The organism is Mycobacterium sp. KBS0706 (genome assembly GCF_005938675.2).
GTDB lineage: Bacteria > Pseudomonadota > Alphaproteobacteria > DSM-16000 > Inquilinaceae > Inquilinus.
Window position 1 is genome coordinate 1 of sequence record NZ_VCCH02000388.1, and the last position, 333, is coordinate 333.

At 69.4% G+C, this 333-nt stretch carries 1 protein-coding gene; it reads right to left on the reverse strand.

The window, feature by feature from the left end; genetic code table 11:
* Positions 1-307 (reverse strand): ATP-binding protein (locus FFK22_RS42405; protein WP_143957066.1); only part of this gene is annotated, 307 nt, incomplete at its 3' end.
* Between the last annotated feature and the right edge of the window lie 26 nt (positions 308-333).

Genomic DNA, 333 nt, shown 5'->3' on the forward strand with positions numbered 1-333 from the left:
CGGCATCGCCATGCGCGATCCAGCGGCACGCGGCGAGGTCGCGGATCTGGCCGGGATCGACCGAGGGTTGCGCGCTGAAGTCGAAGCTGCCGAGATCGCGCACTGTCGGGAAGTGGGCGATCTTGCTGGCCATCTCGACCCGCCGCTCGTTCTTGCGGGCGATCTCGCGCTCGCAGAGGAAGGCGACCGCTTCGCGCAGCGTCAGCTCGCGCCGGGCGGCCTCGTCCAAGAGGCTGTCGAGCTGGTCGCGGATGGCGGTCAGCTTCAGCCGCGTGAGCCTGTCGAGGAGCTCGTCTTGGTCGACCATCACCAGCCTCCCCCGACCAGCTGCTC